Source organism: Sulfitobacter sp. L-8, from assembly GCF_056859255.1.
The window spans coordinates 1-15,376 of the sequence record NZ_JBSXOD010000024.1; the positions used below are offsets into that span (position 1 = coordinate 1).

Here is a 15,376-nt window from a genome sequence, read left to right on the forward strand (position 1 = left end):
TCGAACGCTGGCACCAAACCCTAAAGACCGGCATCTTGCTGGAAAACTACTTCATGCCGGGGGATCTTGAAGCCCAGATTGCGCCCTTCGTCGATCACTACAATCATCAGGGTTACCACGAGAGCCTAAGCAACGTCACACCCGCCGACCTCTACTTCGGGCGCGACAAAGCCATTCTAAAACAAAGGGAAAGGATCAAACGTAAGACGCTCGAAACGCGTCGCTTGCATCACCCACAGCACGCCGCATAATCAAACCAACCAGATGAGCCGAACTCTCTCTTAGTTTAGGGCGCCATTGGTCCCAAAAACCCTGACGACGGACACTCCCGTCCGGCATTAAGCGGGTCATCAAAGTTTTGTTCTACACTCAGGCTTAGATCGTTGAGCTGGCGGATGAGTGCCAACACTTGCCGGGCCACCGCCGGTGCGGCAACGTCATCAGGATCCATACCGTTTTTACGTGCAATTTCACCGGCAAAGGGCAATGCGACAGACCAGTCTCTTGCTTTCTGGGCAGCACGTATACGATCGCTCTCGGCACTGAGTTGGTTGAGGTGGGGGGCCGGATCGTCGATTGAGAGATCGTTTTCCTGTCTGGCAATCATTCGGACAAAGGCCTGACGCACGAGCTCCTTCAGCATCTCCTGGATGCGTCCCGAGTTTACTGGCGTGTCCTGAAGTTCCATCAGCATGTTTTTCTCTCCTGCTTCCAATGCGGAAAGCAGAGCGGCTGACTGCTTTACTGCTTCGGAGAGAATTTGGGTACGAAGGGAAACAGAAAGAAATTCAGGGGCACCGAAACATCTTATTTTTTCGGGCCAGCGCCGTCGAAAGTAAAAAACAGCATTTCTGCGAACAAGGTGCAAACCCCACCTTCTACCTGAGTCACGTGACCTGCATCCCGGTCCATGTGAACCAGTTTGTGAACCACCGCGAAGTGGAGACGGGAGGATGGCCGCTTGATCAACGGCTATCCCATTGGGAAGTATGTATTTTTTAATGTGAGTTGGCTGGGATGGTAGGATTCGAACCTACGGTACACTGTACCAAAAACAGTTGCCTTACCACTTGGCTACATCCCAACGTGTCGCGCTAATTAGTCCGGGTTGAGGCGCGGTGCAATACCTTTATCAAGAAAAAGTGGCGGAAGAGGTGGAAAATTACTCCACTGTACCATTCCGGCTTAAAAGGTCTCTTTCGGTTTCTGCACGTTCCTGATCGACAAACTCTTCCAGCGCCTTGTCGGCGGTCGCCTTCACGTCTTGAACGGGCTTGGCAGCACGGGTGCTGAGAGACGCTTTGTGCGGTTGCGGTTCGGCATCGGGGCGGGTGTCCTGCGGGGTGGTTTGGGGTGGGTAGATTATCCGATAGGTCGGTTCAGGCATGCGGTGGCCTGCCTTGTCGAACGCTGACATGACCAGGCGTATTGCCTCGCTGCGTGCAAGGCCGATGCTGGTGGCTTCCTGGTTGATCCATGCGGCCATCTGCAATGATACCGTACTGTCGCCGATGGTTTCGATCCAGACGCCCGGTTCAGGTGTCTCCAATGTAAACGGCAGATCACGCAAGATCTGAAGCGCAAGCGCGGCGGCGGCATCGAAAGCGGTGTCGGGTGCCATCCCGAGTTCAAACGTGAAACGACGCTCTGGATTACGTGAGAAGTTCACGATACGGCTTTTGAAGACGGTGGCATTGGGGATACGGATATGATTTCCGTCGAAGCTAAGTAATATCGTGGCGCGGCTGGTTAGCCGGATGACCTTGCCGGTATCGCCTTCGATCTCGACCGTGTCATTGGGCCTGAAGGGCTGGCGCACCGAGAGCATGATCGAGGCGATAAAGTTCTCGACCGTGTCGCGCACGGCAAAACCGATGGCCAGCCCGACGATCCCCGCCGCCCCGAGAATGCCAGACAGCAAAGCCGTGGCACCAAGGATATCGAGCGCCACGACCAGTGCCGCGATGACAAACACCACCCTGATAATCTGGCGGTAGATGTCGGCGATAAAGCCGTTCGGGGCCAGCCGGTTCCACGGGCGACGCCACCGCGCGACAAAGAACCCGAGCGCGATAATCAGAGCAAACACTGCCAGCGCGATCAACAATAGCGGAAGGAATGACAATGCCTGCATGACACGCGACTTGAACCTGTCCACGACGGGATTGAGCCGTTCACCGACATCCGTGGTCTCGGTCACGTTGTTTTCTACGGCGACGACCCCTTGGATGCGTCCTGCAAGTTCGGTCAACTGCTGGGTCTTTTTACTATCCAACGTTGTACCGGTCAGCGTGACGATGCCTGACGATACGGCGACGTTCACTTTGTCATAGCCATCCAGTTCCGCGAGGATCTCGCGAATTCGTCGGGTGATCGCCTGATCTTCCCCGATGGGTTCGTCCACGTTTATGGTGCCTGTCGGTTGACCCGCGTTCGCTTGGGGTTGGGTCTGCGCGCAGACGGTGAGCGGCAACAACAGGCAGAGAACAACGGCAAGAAATCGCATTTTAACACCTTGTACAGAGCTGACCAAACGGACGCAGTGCGGTACCGCACTGCGTACTGTTCATCTACTTAGCTGTACCGAGGCCAATGGAAAGTCGCGGCAGGTCAGTGTTACGTCTGACAGTCGATCAAGATGGCACCTTTACGCGCACCGGCCTCCACGGCTTCGTGGGCCTGGACGGTCTCGGACAACGCAAAGATAGTCTCGACAGGACAATCAAGAGCGTTTTGCCGCAGGGCGTCGTGCAGCTTTTCGATGGCCAAGCTGCGTTGTGCATCGGTCAGCAGGTACACCAGGATGATGTCGATGGTGACGGCTTTGAACAGGAGAGGTAGAAACGGCAGGGTGGGGTCCATCACCTTGGCTGACCCATAGGCCGCGATCCGTCCGTTGGGCTTGATGACCTCGGCGTCGAGCGCGATGTTCACACCAAATTCGACCTCGATGATCTGATCGACGGGACGGCCATCGTTCGCTGCCAGTATTTGCGCGGCCAGATCCGGGGCTGCGTAGTCCAGCACAACATCGGCCCCCGCGGATTTTGCGCGCTCCGCCCCGGCGGCACCGGTGGTGGCGATCACGCGGGCACCGCCCCACTTTGCCAGTTGCACAGCAATATAGCCCACGGTGCCTGCACCACCCTGAACCAGCAGAGTTTGCCCTTTTATGTCCGCTCCGTTGAAAACAGCATGCGCTGCGGTAAGCCCCGGAATGCCAAAGCTGGCCGCGGTTTCAAAGGTGACATCATCGGCCAGTGCAACAGCTTGATCCTGCGGCAACACGATATGGGTTGCGGCGGTGCCGAAGGGCCGCTGCCACTGACCGTTCCAGATCCAGACGCGTTGGCCGACACGATTGGCGTCGACGCCGTCACCGACCGATTCGATGATGCCGGCACCGTCGCTGTGCGGAATCACCCGGTCATAGGGTGGCCGGGTCATACCGGGGCGACCTCGCCGGGATTTCACATCAGACGGATTTACCCCCGAATATGCCAGACGTACCAGAACCTCGCCTTTTGCCGGGCTGGGGGTCGGCATTTCCGCCATGCTCAGCACGTCTTTGGCTTCGCCGAGGCTTGAATAGGTAATCGCGCGCATGGGGTATTCCTTGAATTTGGGGCGTTTGCCGCGACACCTAAACGCAATCCCGGTATCGATGCAATTCCCGGCGCTCAGGTGTCAGTGCATCGACCTGCGATGGGTCACCGGAATGCAAGGAAGCACCGCACGGCCTGGCGGCGATTCACGGTCCGCGAATAGCAGGGGCGGGACACCTACCACGTCAATGCGAAGGGTCGATCAGTCGCGCAGCTCTTGCGCCCCTACGCCCCAAAGCCGCGCTTTCGGGGCCCAGCCTTTGTAACCGTCTGCCCGCAGATAGCACCATTCGAGGTTGCATTCTCCCAGGCGGGCAATGGCACCCAATTCAAACAACGCGACGACAGGGGCGTTTGGTTCGGGTCGGGCAAGCAGCGGCAGTCGGTCTTGTTCGATCAGAACGGTGCGCGTCCCCGACAAGAGCGAATAATGCATCCATCCCCCCATGCCATCGCGGTCTTCGACCCTGCGCCAGTTATCATATTCCGCGGTGATCCGCAGCGGCATGTCGCGTTGGCTGAACACCCAGTCGATACGGTGGGTCAGCGACGGGCCGCGGCGTACGTTTCCGTTGGCGGCTTTCAGCGACACGAACCGCGGAACCGGAAGGTTGGTGACTTGACCCAGTTCGGCAGCGACGGCGGCGGTGCTGTTCAGGTAAGCGGCTGCGAAAAAAACCAAAAGGAAGGATCGTAACATCGGTATCATGACTGCCTGTCTGGCGTGTTGCCGTTGATTTAATGCTCTTTTGCCTCGCGAGGTTCTTGTGCCTCGTCGTTGCTTGGGACACCATGCCACCAAGCAAAGCGCAATGCCAGATTTGGGAGATTCACAATGTCAAAGCAACCGCTAAGTGTTGTAGTCACGCGACGGTTGCCGGAGGTCGTGGAAAAGCGATTGACGGAATTGTTCAATGTCACTTTGCGTAATGACGATACGCCTATGACCCGCGCCGAGCTGAGCGAGGCCATGAAAACCACGGATATCCTGGTTCCTACCGTAACAGACGAGATTGACGCCGCCTTGATCGGCCAGGCTGGCGACCGGCTGAAACTCATCGCGAACTATGGCGCAGGCGTCGATCATATTGACGTGATGACAGCCCGACAGCGTGGGATCTTGGTGTCGAACACCCCCGGTGTGCTGACCGACGACACCGCCGACATGACGATGGCGTTGATTTTGGCGGTGACGCGGCGGATGTCCGAGGGTATGGCCAAGATGCAATCTGGTGATTGGAAGGGCTGGGCCCCAACCGCGTTATTGGGCGGGCGGGTCAGCGGCCGGCGCCTCGGTATCCTTGGGATGGGGCGGATCGGTCAGGCAGTGGCGCGCCGCGCGGCGGCCTTTGGCATGCAGGTGCACTATCACAATCGCCGCCGTCTGCGCCCCGAGATCGAGGACGCGTTGGGTGCCACCTATTGGGAAAGTCTTGATCAGATGGTCGCGCGGATGGACGTGCTGAGCATCAATTGCCCGCATACGCCCAGTACATTTCACCTGATGAACGCCCGTCGGTTGAAACTGATGAAGCCTGAAGCGGTTATCGTGAACACGTCGCGCGGCGAGGTGATTGACGAAAATGCCCTGACGCGGATGTTGCGCGCCGGCGAATTGCAGGGGGCCGGGTTGGATGTTTACGAGCACGGGACAGATATCAACCCTCGGCTGCGCGAACTGAACAATGTTGTGCTGCTGCCGCATATGGGGTCGGCCACCTTGGAAGGGCGCATTGAAATGGGTGAAAAGGTGATCATCAACATCAAGACCTTCGAAGACGGACACCGACCGCCGGATCAGGTCGTTCCGTCGATGTTGTAACCCTCTGCCGGAGAAGTCCCATGCGCATTCTACTTTCAGTGTTTACCCTGTTCCTGGCGAGCGGTGCCGGTGCCCAACAGGCCGCAGACAGCGTCGCACCGGAAGCCGCGGGGAATGGTACCTTCACCGGCATGTCCCCCCGGGTTGTGGCTGCGTTTGACGCCAAAGCGGCAGGCAAACCGGTGATCGCGCAAAACTGGATGGTCGCCGCTGCCAACCCCTATGCGGTCGAGGTCGGGGCCGACGTGCTGGCCAAGGGCGGCACGGCGGCGGATGCGTTGGTTGCGGTGCAAGCCATGTTGGGGTTGGTGGAGCCGCAAAGCTCGGGTCTCGGCGGTGGGGCGTTTCTGGTTTGGTACGACGCGGCGAGCGGTGCGGTGACGACGCTGGACGGGCGCGAGACCGCGCCACTGGATGTGACCCCGCAACTGTTCCAGAACGAGCAGGGCGAACCGCTAGGGTTCTTTGACGCGGTCGTTGGGGGGCGATCTGTCGGGACACCCGGCACGCCGGCATTGATGTCTGCTGCCCATGCAAGGTGGGGAAATCAGGATTGGGCCGATTTGCTGGCACCTGCGGTCGCCATGGCGGAAAAGGGCTTTGTTGTATCGCCGCGTTTGGCGGGGCTGGTGGCCGAGGACGCAGATCGTCTGGCCAGCTCTGCCACTGCCGCGGCCTATTTCATGCCGAATGGCACCCCGGTGCAGGCAGGGGACACCCTGAAGAACCCGGACTACGCACGTACCCTTTCGACGCTGGCACAAAAGGGCACCGACGCTTTCTATACAGGCAAGATTGCTCAAGACATTGTTGCGACGGTTCAGGGGGCCAAGGGCAACCCCGGTGTGCTGTCCGAAGTTGATCTGTCGATCTATAGGGTCAAGGAACGCCCTGCGGTTTGTGCTGCTTATCGCGAATACGATGTATGCGGAATGGGCCCGCCATCATCGGGGGCGCTGGCGGTGGGACAGATTCTCGGGATGCTGAACGGCTCTGACCTGAGCGCAGGCCCCACGGATGAAAACGTCTTGCGGCTGATTGGCGATGCCTCGCGTCTCGCCTTTGCGGATCGAGGGCGATATGTCGCGGATAGCGATTACGTACCTGTGCCGGTCAAGGGGCTGCTTGACCCGGCCTATCTGTCCGAGCGGGCCAAGCTGCTGGCCGGTGACGACGCATTGCCCGAAGTCGCCCCGGGGGCCCCGGCGTTCGATCACGCCTTGAACTGGGCGGATGACATGGCGATAGAGCTGCCGTCGACCTCGCATATTTCGATCGTGGACAGTACGGGCAATGTTGCCAGCATGACCACGACCATCGAAAACGGGTTCGGCAGCCGCCTGATGGTCAACGGGTTCCTGCTCAACAATGAGCTGACAGATTTCTCTTTCAGCAGTCATGCCGACGGTGTGCCGATTGCCAATCGGGTCGAACCGGGCAAGCGCCCCCGGTCTTCGATGGCACCGACCATCGTGATGAAGGACGGCGCGCCGGTGCTGGCGGTGGGCAGTCCCGGGGGCAGCCGGATCATCGGCTATGTGGCGGGCGCGGTCATCGCCTATCTCGACTGGGGAATGAACGTGCAACAAGCGGTTGCTCTGCCCCATGCCGTTAACCGTTTCGGACCCTATGACCTTGAGGAAGGTACATCCGCCGCTGATATGGCCGCGGCGCTGACTGCGCTTGGATACGAGACCGGCACCCGGGCGCTTACCTCGGGGCTGCACATGATTGCAATCGGCCCAGACCTGCGCGGCGGTGCTGACCCACGGCGCGAAGGCATCGCTCTAGGTGAGTAAAGGATAACGTTATGGCTCAAGCCACCGATCTTCCCCGCAATGAAGCGGGTATCGCTGCTGTACTGGGTATTCTCAAGCAACAGTTTGGCGAACAGTTTCAAACCGGTCAGGCCCTGCGTGAACAGCATGGGCATACGACGACATGGATCAAGAACCAGGCCCCTGACGCCGTGGTGTTTGCGAAGTCGACGCAGGACGTGTCCGATATCGTCGGGGTCTGCGCGACACACAAGGTGCCTGTAATCGCATTTGGCACGGGCACCTCGCTTGAAGGGCACGTCAACGCGCCGGCGGGTGGCATTTCGGTTGATCTGTCGCAAATGGACAAGGTCGTGGAGGTCAACCCGGGCGATCTGGATTGCCGTGTGCAGCCGGGGGTGACCCGTGAGGCGCTGAACAGCCACCTTCGCGACCAGGGATTGTTTTTCCCGATTGACCCCGGGGCCAATGCCTCGCTCGGCGGTATGACGGCAACGCGTGCATCGGGGACCAACGCCGTGCGCTACGGCACGATGAAGGACAATGTGCTGGCGGTCGAAGCGGTAATGGCGGATGGCACCGTCATCCGAACCGGAGCACGGGCGCGCAAATCGTCGGCGGGCTACGACCTGAGCCGGCTGCTGGTCGGTTCGGAAGGAACTCTGGGAATCATCACTGAGATCACGCTGAAATTACAAGGTATTCCCGAAGCGATCAGCTCTGCCCGCTGTTCGTTCCCGTCGGTGGAAGCGGCCTGCGAGACCGTGCAGAACGTCATTCAATACGGTCTGCCCGTCGCGCGGATTGAACTGTTGGATGCAATGGTGGTGCGGGCGGTCAACGGGTATGCGAAGCTGTCATTGCCCGAGACCCCGATGCTGCTGCTGGAGTTTCACGGCTCGGATGCGGGGGTCGTCGAACAGACCGGGACCTTCGCGACACTGGCAGAGGAAAACGGCGGCACCGACTATCAGGCCACCACGACGATGGAAGAGCGCAACAAATTATGGCAGGCGCGGCATGATGCATATTGGGCGATGCTGGCGCTTCGACCGGGCTGCAAAGCGGTCGCGACTGACGTGTGCGTGCCGATATCGCGCTTGGCCGAGGCGGTGGGGGCTGCGAATGCCAAAGCGGCGGAGCTGGGCCTGATCGCACCGATTGTCGGCCACGCGGGTGATGGAAATTTTCACGCCTCGCTGTTGCTGGACATGGACGATACAGGGGAAGTGGCGCGGGCCGAGCGATACGTGAGCTGGCTGAACGATCTCGCGATCTCGATGGAGGGCACATGCACCGGGGAGCACGGGATCGGGCAAGGCAAGCGCCCCTATATCGTGAAGGAATTAGGGGCTGCTGTGGGTATTATGGCTGTGATCAAACGCGCCTTGGACCCGAACAACATCATGAACCCTGGTAAGATATTCCCCGCCGACCAATAGTGACGCGCTGGCGCGCGGCATGATGTCAGCCCCTGCCTGTGGCAGGGGCGCAGGTGCCTCCGGCGGGGATTTGTTTCCATTTGGAAGAGCACGGCTTCAGGTTTTTGAAGGTTGGTCGCATTTGTGCCGTCATGGGTCGGCTGAGCCGTGCGTTTTATGCTGGGGCTGTTAAATGTCGCTGAAACTCATTCCGGCGGAGCATTGGATTCATGAAAACTCAAGTCAAAGCACTGGTTGTTGGTGGCGGCGCCGTAGGCACGTCGATAGCGTATCATCTTGCCCGCGCCGGGTGGGACGACGTGATGCTTTTGGAGCGCGACGAGTTGACCTCGGGGTCGACCTGGCATGCGGCGGGGTTGCTGCCGTATTTCAACATGTCCTTTGCGACGACGCATATCCACGATTATTCAATCCGTTTTTACAAGACGCTGGAGGAAGAGACCGGGCTCAACGCGGGTTTTGCGGTCGTCGGCAACCTGCGGATGGCGCAGACCGATGCGCGGATGGACGAGTATATGCTTTATGCGTCGACCGCGGAGACCTGCGGTGTGCCTTATCAATGGCTGACGCCTGATCAGATCAAGGCGAAGTGGCCGTTGATCCGAACCGACGATCTGAAGGGCGCGATATATCATCAGACCGATGGGTATATAAACCCTGCCGATGTGACGATGGCGATGGCAAAGGGGGCGCGGCAGCGCGGCGTCGCTATTGAACGCAAGTGGCAGGCAGACGCGTTTCATTGGAACGGTGAGGCGTGGGAAGTCACCGTTACCAAGATGGTAGAGAAGGGCGGCAACCTTGTACCGTCGGATGAGCAGGTTGTGATTACTGCGGAACATGTCGTCACCGCCAGTGGCAACCACGCGCAGCGCACAGCGAAGATGCTGGGCATCAAGATGCCTGCCATTCCGGTCGAGCATCAGTTCATCGTGATGGATCAGGACCCAGAGCTGGTTGCGTTTCGCAAGGGAGAGGGTAATGCCGAGCACCCTGTCATCCGTGATGCCGATGCGCAATCCTATGTCCGCGAAGAGCGCGGCGGCTGGATATTGGGGGTGTATGAGAAGGATGCGCCGGCGCGGTTTGAATATGGCGTTCCCGATAGTTTCCGTGCCGATCTGTTCCAGCTTGATCTGGACCGGATTGAAGACCAGTACATGGCGATGAACCACCGGATACCGTCGGCTGAAAACTGTGGGCTGAAGGATGATTTCAACGGGCCGATTTGTTACACGCCCGACGGTAACCCGTTGGTGGGCCCGGCACCCGGTTTGCGCAACATGTGGCTGGCTGAAGGTTTTTCCTTTGGGATCACCGCAGCCGGCGGGACGGGATTTTATCTGGCACAATTGATGGTCAATGGCGAGGCTGACATCGACATGGCGTCGCTTGACCCCAAACGTTTCGGCGACTGGATGACCACCGAATATGCCGCGCGCAAGAACGAAGAAGCGTATGAGCACGTCTATATTCTGCATCACCCAGACGAGGAACGCCCGGCCTGCCGGCCCCTGCGCACATCGCCGGCCTATGATCGTCAGGCCGCGCGTGGGGCGCAGTTTGGCCAGGTAAACGGCTGGGAACGCCCGAACTATTTTGCGCCAATGGGTTTCAGCGATCACGACAGCCGGTCATTCCGGCGCGGCGGCTGGTGGCAATATGCCGTAGAGGAAGCCAAGGCGATCCGTGAGGGTGTCGGTCTGATCGACGCGACTGCCTTTACCAAGCATTTGGTCAAGGGTCCGGGTGCAACCGCATTCCTGAGTTGGTTTACCTGTAACAAATTGCCATCCGTCGGGCGGATCAACCTGACTTATGCGTTGACGGTCAACGGCACCACGCGGACCGAATACACCATCGTGCGGCTGGCCGAAGATGAATACTACCTTGTATCTGCAGGGGCGTGGACAGCCTATGACAGTGATTTCCTGCGCAAGGCGATTGCCGATAAGGCACCGGAGTTTGGCTATATCGAATGCCATGATGTCACTACGCAATGGGGCGTTTTTGCCATTGCAGGGCCGAAATCACGCGACGTATTGAATGAGATCGTCAAGGATGCCGATCCCGATACCGTATTGAGCAACAAGCGTTTTCCGTGGCTGAACATGCGCAATATCGAACTGGGCATGGTACCCGTGCGCGCGATCCGCGTGGCGTACACCGGAGAGTTGGGCTGGGAGCTGCACCATCCGATCGAGATGCAGAACCATCTGTTCGATCTGCTGGAAAAGGCAGGTGAAAAGCACGGGATGAAACTGGTCGGCGCTCGGGCGCAGAACTGGCTGCGTCAGGAAAAATCCTATCGCGCCTTTGGTAACGAGTTGGGGCGGGATGCCACGCCGCTTGAAGCTGACCTGCCACGATTTGTCGATCTGTCAAAAGAGTTTCACGGTAAAGAGGCAATGCAGGCCCATGGTATCCGCAGCAAATGTGTGACGCTGTTGATAGATGGTCCTGAGGATGCCGATCCGTGGGGCCGCGAAGTGTTGTATCACGGTGACAAACGCGTGGGGCGGTTGACCTCGGGCGGGTATTCGGTGGCTTTTGGCAAATCCATTGGCATGGGCTATGTGAAGCCCGAAAGTGCCGAGGTGGGTACCAAGCTGAAGGTCAAGATGTTCGATCAGCTATGGGACGCCGAGGTGGTTGAGGATAGCCCCTATGACCCGAAGAACGCGACGATCCGAGTCGATGGATAGAGCGAGAAATTAGCCGAGCGGTGGCGTGTTCTGCCGCTCGACCATGCGCTGCCGGTGGTGCATTAGAAAAGCAGGGCCGGGCAGGAACCGCTCGGGCAGTTGCAGGCGTTCCGAGGCACCGGCTGTCAGCTTGCGTTTGGTTTCAGCAGGCAGGTCATCGGCAAGGATCATGCGGTAGTCATTGTCAAAACTGATCAAATGGCGGTCGAAGGCACGATCATGCAATGCGTTCAGACAGATGCCGTTTTCGGGGTAGAGCCTGTGGGTGTCATCTTCTTGCCACCCGATGATGTGGCTTGCGGTCAGCAGGCGCGCGTCGTCAAGACCGGTCAGCGCGCAGCGCGACCGGTAGTTGTTGAGGATCATCTCGCGAAAGAAGCTTTGTCCGCGACGCTGCACCACAGCGCGTCGGGTGACCTCGGACTGCTTTGCGATCCAGTCCGCTTGGCGTTGTTCCGAAAAACCGGGCATCTGGGGCCGTGAAGGCTGAAGTTGCGCTTCAAAGGCGACGAGCACGAAGGACGGGTCGCGACGAAACCTCGCCCACACCTGCCGGTCCATCGCAGAAGCTTTGGCAAGTCCTTTTTGCGGCAAGGTTTCATCCAGTGCGGCGAGGTTGGACAGCTTCATCGCCACTGAGGATGGGGTGCGTTTGATCCGCTCTGCCATGCGGATGATCTGCGGGGTGCGGGAATGGAACTTGCCAAAAGGCAGCCGCAAATAGAGCGACAAAGCTTCTGTCACTTCGTCTTCGGTCCAGTTTCGACGTTCTGCCATGTACCTGCCGTTTCCGCGTGGAAAACCGTGCCAGGTTCAACCCCCAATGGCAATGTAAAATATCGCGCACCGATAGATTGTTGCCGGTCTAGCGTACCCGACGCCGGGCCAGCCATGTGCTCCAGCTTGCAGCCGTTCCTTCGTACACATTGATGTCGATATCACCGGTGGCACCGGGGACCTGGCCGGTGCTGGTATATTGCCAAAAGGTCCAACGCTCATTGGGGTATTTATCGGCTGGGTGGGCCGCGGTGGATCGAAGCCAGAATTCCACACCGCGCAGCCGGCCCATATCGTTGTGGGCATAAAACTCCGGCGTCGTATAGACTATGGGTTGTTGACCGTAGTGCGCCTTGAGGATGCTCAAGAAGCTCGCGGCGTGCTCGCGCACGATTTCGGCGGGCGGGCGCACGGTACAGGTGGGGGAATACGGGTTCCACTCCATATCGAGAACCGGGGGCAACATGCCGGCGGTTCTGGGTACGTTGTCGATGAACCAGCGGGCCTGCTTTTGAGGCGACGAGCAGAAGTAATAGAAGTGATATGCGCCACGGGCGACACCCGCCTTTCCCGCACCATTCCAATGATCCGAAAACATCGGGTCGAAGAAGTCGCCGCCCTCGGTCGCCTTGATGAACGCAAAGTTAACGCCGGATGCGCGTGCGGTGGTCCAGTTCAGCGGCTGTTGAAATCGCGCGACGTCAATACCGTGCACCGCATAGTGCTTTGGGGCCCGGTCAGTCCACTCGAAAGGTTTTCGGTCTCCGAAATTGGCTGTGGTGACGGTCCCGGGCGGCACGGTGGTTGTGGTTGATCCGCACGCCGATAATGTCAGCGCAAAGAGCAGGGCAAGGGTGGGATATGGCGACATGATTATGGCTTTCGCGAAATGAATGCCAGATTGTTTGCTGGCATCGGGACAAGATCAATCGGGCTCAGCGTTGCATCGCTAAGCCACCGGGTCATGTCGGCTGTGTCTTTGTATCCAATGTCGGGGTCGGCCGCCCGAAGGTCAGCGTCGAACTTGACGTCGCCCTCCGACGTAAGCTGTCCGTCACGGATGAACGGGCCATACAGGATCAAGGTCCCGCCGGGCACCAGGGCGGATGCAGCTTGCGTGATCAAACATTCAACTGCGGGCGCAGAGACCAGGTGCAGTAGGTTAGCCAAAAAGATAAGGTCTTGGCCGGGCATGGTTTCATGCCAGCCTTCGACCGTCGCATCCAGAGCTTGGGCAGGGGCGATATTGGTCATACCGGTTTCAGCTACATAGGCATCGATACTGGCGCGGCGGGCGGGGTCAGGGTCAGTTGGGTGCCACGACAAGCCGGGCAGGGCGTGGGCAAAGGCGATGACATGCTGGCCCGTTCCGCTCGCAATCTCGAGAGCCGTGCCTTGGCGTGGGGCGTGGGCAAGCAACAGATCACAAAGCGCGTCCTTGTTGCGATCCGCGGCAGGTGCATAAAGCTTCTTGTGGCCAGCTGGTCGGGCGACGCTGGCATTGGGGGGCAGTTTTGCTGTCATTGGCGCAGCCGGTCCGGGCGTAGCGCTGAAACCACGCCTGACGGTAGCTCAGAAGGGCGACCAAAGGTCAGGTTGGCCACCAGACGCGACGCCGCGACGCAGGTTTGGAAACCATACCCGCCTTGGCCCGCACACCAGACAAAATCCGGCATGGAGGGATCAGGCCCCAGAACCAATGTGCGATCAGGGGCGAAACTGCGCAGCCCCGCCCAGGTTGCGATGGGCTTGGTTAAAGGTGTCGCCACCATCGTCTGATAGCGGTCAAGCCCTTCGGCAAGCACCATGTCGTCGGGCCAGGCGTCATGCGGTTCAACGGGGTCCTCGTCGGCGGGGGAAACCAACAGCGCACCCGCGTCCGGTTTGGCGTACCATGCTTCGCCTACGCCAAAGAACATCGGCCAGCGGGCAGGGTCTTGCCCGCCCGGTGCCGCGATCCGTGCCATTGACCGGCGGTGCGGCACGATACCAAGCGGCGCAATTCCGGCAAGATCGGCGATTGTGTCGGCCCATGCTCCGGCTGCGTTTACCAAGGTTTTGGCTTCAAGGGTCTGGCTGTCGGTTTCAATCTGCCACTTATCGTTCACCCGTCGAATTGTCTGCACACGCTGCCCGGTCAAGACAGTGCCACCATTGCCCCGCAACTGTCTGGCGAAATCCTGCATCAGGCGGTCCGTGTCGATGTCATGCGCGTCCGCGTGATATCCTGCATATGCCAGCGTGTCGGGATCCAGCACCGGTACAAAATCCAGCGCTTCCTGCACGGTGATTTGCACGACACCCATTGCGGCCAGGTCAGAATCAAATGCAGCCTTTTCGTTCTGGCTCGCGACGATCATCAGACCGCGCGGCGACAGATATCCGCCCTCCTCAAGATGCGCGATACTGGCGCGATTCAAAGCCTGCACCGAAGCGGCACCGTAGTTAACCTCGATCAGCGCCGCGGACCGGCCAGACGCGTGATATCCAAGTTGCCTTTCGGCTTCGATCAAGGTGACGTGGGCGTGCTCGGACAGGCGCGCTGCCGCGGAAATACCTGCAATACCACCGCCTATAACGATGATATCGGTGCTCATTTGGCCCCACCTTTTTCGGTGGCCCGGATATAGGCAGGACGGGCATGGATCATTTCGACGAACCCCTTCAAGGCGGGGTAGTCATTTGCGCGCCCTTGGTGGATCGCGATTTCCGCAGGAAAACTAAGCATGATATCCGCTGCGGATAAACGATCTTGCACGAAATGGCCCGAGGGGCGCACCAGGCTGTTCATGTAGCTATAGTGGTTGTCCAGTTCCGACTTGATGCGCGGGTGCAAGGGTGCGCCCGCGTCCCCCAATCGGCTGACATATAGGTTAAGCAGAATCGGCGTCATCGCGGACCCTTCGGCAAAATGCATCAGCTCAAGATGCTGAAAATAGGCGGCACTATCGCGGTCAGGAATCATTTCCGGGGCAAAGCGGTTACACAACACTTCGGTGATCGCGGCGCTTTCAGCGATCAACGTCCCGTCAATCTCAAGCATCGGTGACTTCCCCAAAGGGTGCACGAGCTTCAGCTCGGGCGGGGCGAGGTTGGTCTTTTCGTCGCGTGTGTAATGAATGATCTCATAGGGCTGCTCAATCTCTTCGAGAAGCCATAAAATCCGATGGGAGCGGGACCGGTTGAGGTGATGAACTTTGATCATGACACGATGATAACGGGCCGTCGGGGTAATGGATACAGCGAT

At 59.0% G+C, this 15,376-nt stretch carries 14 protein-coding genes, 1 tRNA gene and 1 pseudogene; 5 read left to right on the top strand and 11 right to left on the bottom strand.

Annotated features, from left to right (window positions below; genetic code table 11):
* On the top strand, positions 1-251 hold a 251-nt coding region (locus tag AC13DE_RS01595; RefSeq protein WP_483046809.1), incomplete at its 5' end, for an integrase core domain-containing protein.
* Between the two features lie 35 nt (positions 252-286).
* Here the strand turns inward: AC13DE_RS01595 and AC13DE_RS01600 are convergent.
* The 6 genes and pseudogenes from AC13DE_RS01600 to AC13DE_RS01625 form a co-directional block, all read right to left on the bottom strand.
* Positions 287-694 (bottom strand): hypothetical protein, encoded by a 408-nt coding sequence (locus tag AC13DE_RS01600; protein ID WP_483046848.1) that lies wholly within the window; start codon positions 692-694, stop codon positions 287-289.
* A gap of 27 nt (positions 695-721) precedes the next feature.
* A pseudogene (locus tag AC13DE_RS01605) lies at positions 722-868 on the bottom strand (DUF6538 domain-containing protein); the annotation flags it as partial.
* A gap of 141 nt (positions 869-1,009) precedes the next feature.
* A tRNA-Gln gene (locus tag AC13DE_RS01610) sits at positions 1,010-1,084 on the bottom strand.
* A gap of 78 nt (positions 1,085-1,162) precedes the next feature.
* Positions 1,163-2,506, bottom strand: a complete 1,344-nt coding sequence (locus AC13DE_RS01615; protein ID WP_483046810.1) for a mechanosensitive ion channel domain-containing protein — start codon at positions 2,504-2,506, stop codon at positions 1,163-1,165.
* A 110-nt stretch (positions 2,507-2,616) separates the two neighbouring features.
* Complete coding sequence (locus AC13DE_RS01620; RefSeq protein ID WP_483046811.1) at positions 2,617-3,606, bottom strand: NADPH:quinone reductase; 990 nt, start codon at positions 3,604-3,606, stop codon at positions 2,617-2,619.
* A gap of 201 nt (positions 3,607-3,807) precedes the next feature.
* Complete coding sequence (locus tag AC13DE_RS01625) at positions 3,808-4,314, bottom strand: SH3 domain-containing protein (protein ID WP_446296490.1); 507 nt, start codon at positions 4,312-4,314, stop codon at positions 3,808-3,810.
* A gap of 126 nt (positions 4,315-4,440) precedes the next feature.
* On the opposite strand from AC13DE_RS01625, the gene AC13DE_RS01630 reads away from it, so the two are divergent.
* From AC13DE_RS01630 to AC13DE_RS01645, 4 genes are all read left to right on the top strand, one after another.
* The gene (locus AC13DE_RS01630; protein WP_483046812.1) at positions 4,441-5,427 is read left to right on the top strand and encodes a 2-hydroxyacid dehydrogenase; all 987 of its coding nucleotides are present in this window, start codon (positions 4,441-4,443) and stop codon (positions 5,425-5,427) included.
* A gap of 20 nt (positions 5,428-5,447) precedes the next feature.
* Entirely contained in the window at positions 5,448-7,226 is a 1,779-nt protein-coding gene (gene ggt, locus AC13DE_RS01635; RefSeq protein ID WP_483046813.1) for a gamma-glutamyltransferase, read from the top strand.
* Between the two features lie 11 nt (positions 7,227-7,237).
* Positions 7,238-8,647, top strand: coding sequence for an FAD-binding oxidoreductase (locus AC13DE_RS01640; RefSeq protein WP_483046814.1), 1,410 nt, complete (start codon positions 7,238-7,240; stop codon positions 8,645-8,647).
* Between the two features lie 209 nt (positions 8,648-8,856).
* Positions 8,857-11,352 (top strand): GcvT family protein, encoded by a 2,496-nt coding sequence (locus tag AC13DE_RS01645; protein WP_483046815.1) that lies wholly within the window; start codon positions 8,857-8,859, stop codon positions 11,350-11,352.
* Between the two features lie 9 nt (positions 11,353-11,361).
* Here AC13DE_RS01645 and AC13DE_RS01650 read toward each other — a convergent pair whose 3' ends face one another.
* The 5 genes from AC13DE_RS01650 to AC13DE_RS01670 all read right to left on the bottom strand — a co-directional run bounded on the left by AC13DE_RS01650 (position 11,362) and on the right by AC13DE_RS01670 (position 15,334).
* Positions 11,362-12,129 carry an HNH endonuclease gene (locus tag AC13DE_RS01650; protein WP_483046816.1) on the bottom strand — a complete coding sequence of 256 codons (768 nt, stop codon included), beginning with the start codon at positions 12,127-12,129 and terminating at the stop codon, positions 11,362-11,364.
* 88 nt (positions 12,130-12,217) lie between these two features.
* The gene (locus AC13DE_RS01655; RefSeq protein ID WP_483046817.1) at positions 12,218-13,000 is read right to left on the bottom strand and encodes a glycoside hydrolase family 25 protein; all 783 of its coding nucleotides are present in this window, start codon (positions 12,998-13,000) and stop codon (positions 12,218-12,220) included.
* Positions 13,001-13,002: 2 nt separating this feature from the next.
* A complete protein-coding gene (locus AC13DE_RS01660; RefSeq protein ID WP_483046818.1) occupies positions 13,003-13,653 on the bottom strand; it encodes a DUF938 domain-containing protein in 651 nt (216 codons plus the stop codon).
* The gene (locus AC13DE_RS01665; protein ID WP_483046819.1) at positions 13,650-14,726 is read right to left on the bottom strand and encodes an NAD(P)/FAD-dependent oxidoreductase; all 1,077 of its coding nucleotides are present in this window, start codon (positions 14,724-14,726) and stop codon (positions 13,650-13,652) included. The genes AC13DE_RS01660 and AC13DE_RS01665 overlap by 4 nt, the downstream gene beginning before the upstream one ends.
* Positions 14,723-15,334 carry a glutathione S-transferase family protein gene (locus tag AC13DE_RS01670; RefSeq protein ID WP_483046820.1) on the bottom strand — a complete coding sequence of 204 codons (612 nt, stop codon included), beginning with the start codon at positions 15,332-15,334 and terminating at the stop codon, positions 14,723-14,725. The genes AC13DE_RS01665 and AC13DE_RS01670 overlap by 4 nt, the downstream gene beginning before the upstream one ends.
* Positions 15,335-15,376: the final 42 nt, after the last annotated feature.